This window comes from Streptomyces sp. AcH 505 (genome assembly GCF_000818175.1).
Taxonomy (GTDB): domain Bacteria; phylum Actinomycetota; class Actinomycetes; order Streptomycetales; family Streptomycetaceae; genus Streptomyces.
Genome location: NZ_JTIY01000001.1, coordinates 3,898,323 through 3,906,410, shown reverse-complemented (window position 1 = coordinate 3,906,410; position 8,088 = coordinate 3,898,323). Strand labels below are relative to the sequence as shown.

Sequence of the window (8,088 nt, the reverse complement as noted above, 5' to 3'; positions counted from 1 at the left end):
GACGGTAACCGGAAGCGGTGGGGTCGTGAGCCCGAGGCTGGGCGAACGGGAGTCGAGGGCGGCTGTAGGGCCGCCCCTGGGGTTTGAGTGTCGCGGTTACGGCCCGGGCATCAAGGGCGCTCCTGCGTCGCGTCGGCTCCGCCGATTGCGCTTCGCTCCACCCTTGACCCCCGGCCCTCCACCGCAAGTACTTCTTTGAGGGGGGGCGGCCGGGGGGCTCCACGGGCGTGGTGGGCTCGTGGTGGCGGGTGCTTGGCCGGGTGCGGGTGCCCGTGCGGGGCGGGGTTCGTGGTGTGCCTGGCCGGGTGCTGGTGTGACTGCTGGGGTTGGGGTGGTTGCTGTGGCGGTCGTCTCGCGCCTTTTGCGTCAGTGGTTGCGTTTGGCGCGTCTTTCAGCGCATCCAGGGCCGGACCGCTCCCCGAGCGAACTGTTCTGCGTCTCGGCACGTCCTGATAGGCATGCGCCGACTCAAGCTGCCGAAGATCACGCTGCCCCGTACCCGGCGCGGGCAGCGGCGTGCCGTGCAGATCGTCATGGCCGGCTGCGTCCTGGCGCTCGCTCCCGCGGCCTGGATGCACGCCGTCGCCGACAGCCGGGTCCGGACCGTCGCCGACGTGCCGGCGAGGGATGTGGCCGTGGTCTTCGGCGCGGGGTTGCGGGACGGGCGGCCCACGCCGTACCTGGCCCACCGGCTGGACGCGGCCGTGACGCTCTACCGGACGGGCAAGGTGAAGGTCGTGCTGGTCACCGGCGACAACAGCCGGGTGGAGTACGACGAGCCCGACGCGATGCGCGCGTACCTCACCGGGCGGGGGGTGCCGGACGGACGGATCGTCAGCGACTACGCGGGGTTCGACACCTGGGACTCCTGCGTCCGCGCGAAGAAGATCTTCGGCGTCGACCACGCGGTGCTCGTGACGCAGGGCTTCCATGTCCGGCGCGCCGTCGCGCTGTGCCAGGCGGCGGGCGTCGAGTCGTACGGGGTCGGGGTCGCCGAGCCGCATGATGTGACCTGGTACTACGGCGGGGTGCGCGAGGTGTTCGCGGCGGGCAAGGCCGCGCTGGACGCTGCTGTACGGCCGGATCCGCACTTCCTCGGCCCGCGCGAGCCGGGCGTGACGTCGGTGCTGGCCGCCCACTGACGGGTCACCCGGCGGCGGTCTCCTCGGTGAGCCAGCGCAGGTACGGTTCGCTGCCCGCCACGACGGGCGTCGCGATGATCTCCGGTGTCGCGTAGTCGTGCGCCGCCAGCAGATGGGCTTCCAGTTCGGGGTAGCGGGCCTGGGTGGTCTTGAAGAGGATCTGCCACTCGCGCGCTGTCTCGATCTCGCCCTGCCAGCGGTAGACCGAGGTGACCGGCGCCGAGATCTGGGCGCAGGCGGCCAGTCGGGACTCGACGGCGCCGCGTGCGAGGGCTTCGGCCTTCTCTGCGGTGTCGGTGGTGGTCAGCACGGTCAGGTGGTCGGCGCCCATCGGGGCTCCCTTACGGTCGGCGGCGCGATCCACCGTACCGGCCGGGTGCCCGTCAGGGGCCCTTCGTCAACCGGCGTACGCGCGTACGGACTTCGCCTCGCGCAGGGCCAGGGCCCACCAGGCCAGTTGGTCGAGCATCGCCTTGGCGGCGCCGTCCGGGCCCGAGGGGTCCTTGGGGCTGCCCGCCGCGTCGAAAAGGGCGCCGGCGTTGTGGAAGGAGACCGTGTCCCTGACCGTGACGGCGTGCAGTTCGGCGAAGACCTGGCGCAGGTGTTCGACGGCGCGCAGGCCGCCGGACATCCCGCCGTACGAGACGAACCCGACGGGTTTGGCCTGCCATTCGGCGAAGTGCCAGTCGATCAGCGCCTTGAGGCAGGCGGGATAGGAATGGTTGTACTCGGGGGTGAGCACGGCGAAGGCGTCGGCGGAAGCGAGTCGTGAGGTGACCTTGGCGAGCTGGGCCAGCGGCCCGGGGCCGGGGTCGGGCGACGGCGCTGTCGGCAGGTCCGTCTCGGCGAGATCGATCAGGTCGACGGTGAAGTCGGCGCGTGTGGAGGCCCGTTCGAGGAACCAGTTGGCGACGACGGGTCCGAAGCGCCCCTCCCGGTTGCTGCCGAGGATGACGGCCAGCTTCAGCGGCCCTGCGGTGGTGTCCTGCGTGGAGTTCATGGACAGAGCCTCATACTTAAACCAAAGTTGAAGTCAAGCTACGCTGGGCCGTATGACGACACATCTCGCCTGGGACGCCAAAGAAGCGACGGTCGGGGAGCTGGCGGCGCGCAGTGGGGTCGCCACGTCGGCGCTGCGTTTCTACGAGCGCGAGGGGCTCATCAGGAGCCGCCGTACGTCGGGCAACCAGCGGCGCTACAGCCGCGACACGCTGCGCAGGGTCGCCTTCATCCGCACCTCGCAGCGGCTCGGCATCCCGCTGGCCGACATCCGGGCCGTCCTGGAGCTGCTGCCGGCGGACCGTACGCCGACGAAGGAGGACTGGGCGCGGATCTCGGAGTGCTGGCGCGCCGACCTCGAAGCGCGTATCCGTACCCTTCAGCGGCTGCGTGACAATCTCACCGACTGCATCGGCTGCGGCTGTCTCTCGCTGGACCGCTGCGTCCTGTCCAACCCGGGCGACGAACTGGCCTCGCACGGCCCCGGACCCCGGCGGCTGATAGAGGACTGACCTCGTCGTACCGTGACCGGCATGACGACCGAGGCTCCAGAACTGCTCATCGAGGTGGACGGGCGTCCGGCCACCGAGTCCGACCTGCGGATGCGCGCGCTCAACAACTACGGGCACTTCACCGCCATGCAGGTCAGGGGCGGCGGGGTGCGTGGCATCGATCTGCATGTCGCCCGTCTTGACGCGGCGAGCCAGGAGCTGTTCGGCGTGGGTGTGGCGGGCGAGCGGGTACGGGCACTGTTGCGGCACGCGCTCGGTGACGTCGAGGACGCGTCGGCGCGGGTGTACGTGCATCAGGCCGAGCTGCCTTCGGAGTTGAGCCTGATGGTGACCGTACGGCCGCCGGCGGTGCCGGACGAGCGGGCGGTGAGCCTGATGTCCGTCGCGTACGAGCGCCCCGCCGCCCATCTCAAGCATCTGGGCGGCTTCGGGCAGATCTACCACGGTCACCGCGCGGTCCGGGCGGGCTTCGACGACGCGCTGCTGACCGGTCCGGGTGGGGTCGTCCTGGAAGGCAGCATCGCCAACGTCGGCTTCTGGGACGGCAGTTCGGTGATCTGGCCGCAGGGCGCCATCCTGACGGGCATCACCATGGCGCTGGTCGAGCCCCGGCTGGCCAGTGCGGGCCTGCCTTCCGTACGGCGCGAGGTCACGCTGTCGGAACTGGCCGGTTTCCGGGCCGCGTTCCACACCAACTCGCACGGCGTGGTGCCGGTGAGCCGGATCGACGACGTCGAGTTCCCTGGCGACGCGGAGCTGTTGGCGCGGGTGCGGGCCGTGTACGAGTCGATGGAGTGGGAGCGCCCGTGACCGGCCGGGGGCGCCTCAGGCGGCCGGCTGAGCCGGGGCCGTGGCGGGTGGCCAGCTGCGCAGGGTCATGTCGGCCACCTGCTGGAGGACGTCGCGCGTGACACCGCCGGCGGCCTGGACGGCGATGCCGTTCGCCACGGTCATGAGGTGCCGGGCGAGCAGACCGGGATCGGCGTCGGGCGGCAGGTCGCCTTCGTCCACGGCCTGCTGGAAGCGGTCGCTGAGGTAGGAGACGTGCTCGTCGCGCCAGGCGGCGAGGGTGTCGCGGGCGTGGCTTCCCGGCTCACCGGCTGCGAGGGACCCCTGGACGCCGAGGCACCCGGCCGGGCCGGCGGCGCCGGTGGTGGCCAGGACCGCGCCGTTGAGCATCGCGGCGGCCACCTCGCGGGCGGTCGGCTCCCGCAGGGCGCGGACCCCGTACGAGGCGGGGCCCTCCGTGTAGCGCTCCAGGCACTTCCGGAACAGCTCCTCCTTGTTGCCGAAAGCCGCGTACATGCTGGTGCGGTTGATCCCCATGGCGGCGGTCAGGTCGGTGAGGCTGGCGCCTTCGTAGCCCTGCCCCCAGAAGACCCGCATGGCGCGTTCCAGGGCCTCTTCGGTGTCGAATCCCCTCGGCCGGCCGATCGGCGCCTTCTGTCCGGTGTCCATGTCGTCGATCGTACCTCTTCCGTACCGGTCGGTGCGGAAGGTGCTACGGTCTTTTTCGGTACCGATCGGTACCGAATCTGTGGAGGTCGTGATCGTGGGACAGCTCGAAGGAAAGACCGCCGTCGTCACCGGCGGGAGCAGCGGGATCGGCCTGGCCACCGCCGTCCGGCTGGCGGCGGACGGGGCGCACGTGTTCATCACCGGCCGGCGCAAGACCGCGCTGGACGCGGCCGTCGAGACCATCGGCCCTGCGGCGGCCACCGGTGTGGTGGGCGACATCTCGAACCTGGCCGACCTGGACCGGCTCTACGACGCGGTCCGCGCCCGGGGCCGCGGCCTGGACGTCGTCTTCGCCAACGCGGGCACCGCGTCGTTCGCGACGCTGGAAGAGGTCACCGAGGAACACGTCGACGAGACCTTCGGCGTCAACGTACGGGGCACGCTGTTCACGGTGCAGAAGGCGCTGCCGCTGCTCAACGACGGCGCTTCGGTGATCCTCAACTCCTCGGTGCGCGCGGACGACGGTGTCGCGGCGTTCGGCACGTACGCGGCCTCGAAGGCGGCGGTACGGTCCTTCGCCCGCACCTGGGCCAACGAGCTGAAGGACCGTGGCATCCGGGTCAACGCGATCTCTCCGGGCACCATCGACACCCCCGCGGTCGACGCCGTGGCCGAGGGAGACGCGCCGGTCACCAAGGCCCAGTTCGTCGCGGGTGTGCCGCTGGGCCGGATCGGCCGCGCCGAAGAGGTCGCCGACGCGGTGGCCTTCCTCGCCTCGGCCCGGAGCAGCTTCGTCCTCGGCGCCAACCTGTACGTGGACGGCGGCGAGAACCAGCTCTGAGCCGTACCGGGCCCGTGGCGCGGGCTCGTCACCCGTTCGGCGCGTGCGGGGGTGGCGAGCGGGTCTGTTCGTCGGCCTCGGCCGTGACCTGCGGTGACGGCGTTTGGCAAGCCTGACACGCGCTCCTGGGGGCGGGAATCTGATCGGCCATCAGCAGGCGTGCGGCTCGTGGTGGCACTTACCTCGGAGGAGACCCGCGATTCCGACGGAGGATCACCATGCGCAGCACTGCACGCCTGCTGACCGGTGCCGCCCTCGCGGCTGCCTCGCTCGGACTGATGACCGCGAGCGCCACCGGTGCCTTCGCGGATGCCGGTGACGCCGGCGGCGGGGACTTCGGTGGCACCGAGGCCGGAGCCGGTGAGGTCCCGGGGGGCGAGATTCCGGACGTCCCGGACGAGGAGCGCCTCGGTGGCGAGGTTCCCGGTGGGGAGCACGGCGACGTGGGTCCCGGCGGCGGGGACTGGGGTGGTGACCACGGGGACGGCGACCAGGGCGGCGATCAGTGGGGCGGCGGGGATCACGGCGGCGGGAAGCCCGGGGTGCTTGAGGTGACCCCGGCGAGCGCGCCTCCCGGCGCGACCGTCACCGTCAACACCACGGCCTGCGGCCCAGGCGGCTACGCCAAGGGCGACGCCCGCGAACTCGGTGCCGGGGAGTTCGAGCTGAAGGCCGAGACGCACAAAGAGGTCGTGGTCGGTCGGTTCACGGTGCCGGACGGCGCCAGGCCCGGCACGTACCGGATCGTCGCGAAGTGCAAGAACGGCAAGGAGGCCGACGGTGATGTCACCGTACGGGCCCATTCAGGGCCGGTCGGCCATGTGAAGACGGGGGTCGGCGGCAGCGTCGGGCCCGACACCACCCAGATCGCGGCGGGGACGGCCGTACTGGCCGCCGCCGCCGTGGGCGGGACCCTGCTCCTGCGTCGCCGGGCGAGCGGCACGCAGGAGGACTAGGAGGTCCCGTCCGGGCGTCCCCGCCCCCGTCATGCTCATCGCTGACCGGGGCGGGGAACCTCCGTCCCGGATCCCGCAGTCCCGGATCCCCGCATCCCAGCCGCGGAAAGGTCGCTCACCGTGCCGGTCACCGCCCAGGTCAGGAGGAAGGGCTGGCTGCTCGCCGCCGTCGCCTGTACGGGTGTCTGGCTCGTCCAGAACGGCGCGCGCCCGGTCACCCCGCCCGCCCCTTCGGCCGCGCAGGCCTTCGCCGCCGGGCCAGGACACCACAGCCGGGCGGCGGCCGACCCGATGCCCGCGTCGGCGCCGGTACGGCTGCGCATCCCGGAGATCGAGGTCGACGCGCCGCTGATGCGGCTCGGCCTCGCCGCCGACGGCAGTCTCGCCGTACCGCCGGCCGCGAACAGCAACCTCGCCGGGTGGTACGGGGGCGGCGCGGCGCCCGGCGCCAAGGGGACGGCCGTCATCGCGGGCCATGTCGACAACGCGCGCGGGCCCGCCGTCTTCTACTCCCTGGGCACCCTGAAGAAGGGGGACAGGATCGACGTCGTACGCGCGGACTCCCGTACGGCAGTCTTCACCGTGGACGCGGTCGAGGTGTACGAGAACGCCGACTTCCCCGACAGCAAGGTGTACGGCTCGGCCGGCCGGGCCGAGCTGCGGGTGATCACCTGCGGCGGCGGCTTCTCGCCGAGGACCGGCTACCAGGGCAACGTCGTCACGTACGCCCATCTCGTCGGGTGACCGGCCGGCTCAGGCCGCCCACTGGTCGAAGGCGAGCTTCGCGATCAGCGAGAACACCACGACCAGCAGCACCCCGCGTACGAACTCACTGCCCTTCTTGAGCGCCGTCCGCGCGCCCAGCATTCCGCCCGCCAGGTTGAACACGGCCATGAGCGCGGCCAGTTGCCAGAGCACCGTGCCCTGATAGGCGAACATCGCGAGCGCGCCCCCGTTGGTGCAGACGTTCACGATCTTCGCGTTGGCGGACGCGGTGACCAGGTCGAGCCGCAGTACGGCGGTGAGCGCCAGGACCAGGAAGGTCCCGGTGCCGGGGCCGAACAGCCCGTCGTAGAAGCCGATCCCGCCGCCCACGAGGACGATCGCGAGGACCGTACGCCGCCGCGTGACCGGCCCGGCCCCCGGCTGCGCCCGGCCGAAACCGGGCCGCAGCAGGACGAAGGCCGCGACCGCCAGCAGCACCACCATGATCACCGGCCGCAGCACGTCGCTGCTGATCCCGGCGGCGAAGAAGGCGCCCGTCATCGATCCGGCGAGCGCCACCAGCCCGATCCGCACGGCGGTGCCCAACTCGACCGGCGCCTTGCGCACATACGTGACGGCGGCGCCGGACGTACCGACGATGGCGACGGCCTTGTTGGTGCCGAGGATGTTCGCCGCCGGCACATGCGGCAGCCCGATCAGCAACGCCGGCAGGAGCAGCAGCCCGCCACCGCCCACCACGGCGTCGATCCACCCGGCAGCGAGCGCGGCGAGGCAGAGCAGGGTGAGCACGGTCAGGGATATGTCGGGCATGATCGCGACCCTAGCCGCCGTCCCCCGGCTCCCGCGCCCGCCCCGCCGCCGGCCCGCTGGGCGGCGTCAGCTCTGTCCCGCGACGGCGGCCGGGTCCATCCACATGATCTCCCACTGGTGGTGGTCCGGGTCCAGGAACGAGCGCTGGTACATGAAGCCGTGGTCCTGCGGGGCGAGGGCGGGTGAGCCGCCTGCGGCGAGAGCCGCGTCCACCAGTTCGTCCACCGCGGTGCGGCTCTCGGCGTTGAGACAGATCAGCGCCTCGGCGGTCGTCTCGGCGTCGGCGACGTCCTTCTTCGTGAAGTCCTTGAAGCGGGACTTCTCCAGGAGCATCACGAAGATGGTGTCGCTGATGACGACGCACGCCGTCCGGTCGTCCGAGAACTGTGGATTGCTCGCGTAGCCGAGCTTCTCGAAGAAGGTCTTGGAGACCTCGACATCGCTGACCGGCAGGTTGAGGAAGATCATCGCGGGCATCGGCCGTCTCATTTCTCTCGGCGCGCCAGGCGCGCGTCGCGCTCGGTGCGCGTTCGAAAAGACAGACCGGGCCCCCGCCGGAAACTCATCGGCGCCGAGCGGGGAATCTCGGCAGCATGACGCGGCGGGACGGGCCGGACCCCCGCACGGGTTCCGGCCCCGTCCCG

At 71.7% G+C, this 8,088-nt stretch carries 10 protein-coding genes and 1 pseudogene; 6 read left to right on the top strand and 5 right to left on the bottom strand.

The genetic code is table 11. The features are described 5' to 3' along the window. Window positions 1-458: 458 nt before the first annotated feature. A complete protein-coding gene (locus tag HY68_RS17840) occupies window positions 459-1,142 on the top strand; it encodes an ElyC/SanA/YdcF family protein (RefSeq protein WP_041990046.1) in 684 nt (227 codons plus the stop codon). Window positions 1,143-1,146: 4 nt separating this feature from the next. Here the strand turns inward: HY68_RS17840 and cutA are convergent, their stop codons facing one another. Beyond that, a complete protein-coding gene (gene cutA / locus HY68_RS17835) occupies window positions 1,147-1,473 on the bottom strand; it encodes a divalent-cation tolerance protein CutA (protein WP_041990045.1) in 327 nt (108 codons plus the stop codon). A gap of 66 nt (window positions 1,474-1,539) precedes the next feature. Beyond that, window positions 1,540-2,142, bottom strand: coding sequence for an NAD(P)H-dependent oxidoreductase (locus tag HY68_RS17830; protein ID WP_041990044.1), 603 nt, complete (start codon window positions 2,140-2,142; stop codon window positions 1,540-1,542). A gap of 52 nt (window positions 2,143-2,194) precedes the next feature. Here HY68_RS17830 and soxR point away from each other — a divergent pair, with 52 nt between their 5' ends. Both soxR and HY68_RS17820 read left to right on the top strand, forming a co-directional pair. Then, window positions 2,195-2,653 carry a redox-sensitive transcriptional activator SoxR gene (gene soxR / locus HY68_RS17825; protein ID WP_041990042.1) on the top strand — a complete coding sequence of 153 codons (459 nt, stop codon included), beginning with the start codon at window positions 2,195-2,197 and terminating at the stop codon, window positions 2,651-2,653. A gap of 21 nt (window positions 2,654-2,674) precedes the next feature. After that, entirely contained in the window at window positions 2,675-3,463 is a 789-nt protein-coding gene (locus tag HY68_RS17820) for an aminotransferase class IV (RefSeq protein WP_041996434.1), read from the top strand. 15 nt (window positions 3,464-3,478) lie between these two features. Here the strand turns inward: HY68_RS17820 and HY68_RS17815 are convergent, their stop codons facing one another. After that, window positions 3,479-4,111 carry a TetR/AcrR family transcriptional regulator gene (locus HY68_RS17815; RefSeq protein WP_041990040.1) on the bottom strand — a complete coding sequence of 211 codons (633 nt, stop codon included), beginning with the start codon at window positions 4,109-4,111 and terminating at the stop codon, window positions 3,479-3,481. A 94-nt stretch (window positions 4,112-4,205) separates the two neighbouring features. Between HY68_RS17815 and HY68_RS17810 the strand changes: the two genes are divergently transcribed. The 3 genes and pseudogenes from HY68_RS17810 to HY68_RS17800 all read left to right on the top strand — a co-directional run bounded on the left by HY68_RS17810 (window position 4,206) and on the right by HY68_RS17800 (window position 6,652). After that, complete coding sequence (locus tag HY68_RS17810; protein WP_041996431.1) at window positions 4,206-4,952, top strand: SDR family oxidoreductase; 747 nt, start codon at window positions 4,206-4,208, stop codon at window positions 4,950-4,952. 501 nt (window positions 4,953-5,453) lie between these two features. Beyond that, window positions 5,454-5,908: pseudogene (locus tag HY68_RS17805) on the top strand (hypothetical protein). Window positions 5,909-6,028: 120 nt separating this feature from the next. Beyond that, a complete protein-coding gene (locus tag HY68_RS17800) occupies window positions 6,029-6,652 on the top strand; it encodes a class F sortase (RefSeq protein ID WP_041990035.1) in 624 nt (207 codons plus the stop codon). A gap of 9 nt (window positions 6,653-6,661) precedes the next feature. Here HY68_RS17800 and HY68_RS17795 read toward each other — a convergent pair whose 3' ends face one another. Both HY68_RS17795 and HY68_RS17790 read right to left on the bottom strand, forming a co-directional pair. Further along, entirely contained in the window at window positions 6,662-7,444 is a 783-nt protein-coding gene (locus HY68_RS17795; RefSeq protein ID WP_041990032.1) for a TSUP family transporter, read from the bottom strand. 66 nt (window positions 7,445-7,510) lie between these two features. Next, the gene (locus tag HY68_RS17790; protein WP_041990030.1) at window positions 7,511-7,921 is read right to left on the bottom strand and encodes a VOC family protein; all 411 of its coding nucleotides are present in this window, start codon (window positions 7,919-7,921) and stop codon (window positions 7,511-7,513) included. Window positions 7,922-8,088: the final 167 nt, after the last annotated feature.

What these genes read in the sequence shown, in the direction of transcription:
- HY68_RS17840 (WP_041990046.1), top strand. Translation starts at nt 459, where the DNA reads ATGCGCCGACTCAAGCTGCCGAAGATCACGCTGCCCCGTACCCGGCGC.
- cutA (WP_041990045.1), bottom strand. Translation starts at nt 1,473, where the DNA reads ATGGGCGCCGACCACCTGACCGTGCTGACCACCACCGACACCGCAGAG.
- HY68_RS17830 (WP_041990044.1), bottom strand. Translation starts at nt 2,142, where the DNA reads ATGAACTCCACGCAGGACACCACCGCAGGGCCGCTGAAGCTGGCCGTC.
- soxR (WP_041990042.1), top strand. Translation starts at nt 2,195, where the DNA reads ATGACGACACATCTCGCCTGGGACGCCAAAGAAGCGACGGTCGGGGAG.
- HY68_RS17820 (WP_041996434.1), top strand. Translation starts at nt 2,675, where the DNA reads ATGACGACCGAGGCTCCAGAACTGCTCATCGAGGTGGACGGGCGTCCG.
- HY68_RS17815 (WP_041990040.1), bottom strand. Translation starts at nt 4,111, where the DNA reads ATGGACACCGGACAGAAGGCGCCGATCGGCCGGCCGAGGGGATTCGAC.
- HY68_RS17795 (WP_041990032.1), bottom strand. Translation starts at nt 7,444, where the DNA reads ATGCCCGACATATCCCTGACCGTGCTCACCCTGCTCTGCCTCGCCGCG.
- HY68_RS17790 (WP_041990030.1), bottom strand. Translation starts at nt 7,921, where the DNA reads ATGCCCGCGATGATCTTCCTCAACCTGCCGGTCAGCGATGTCGAGGTC.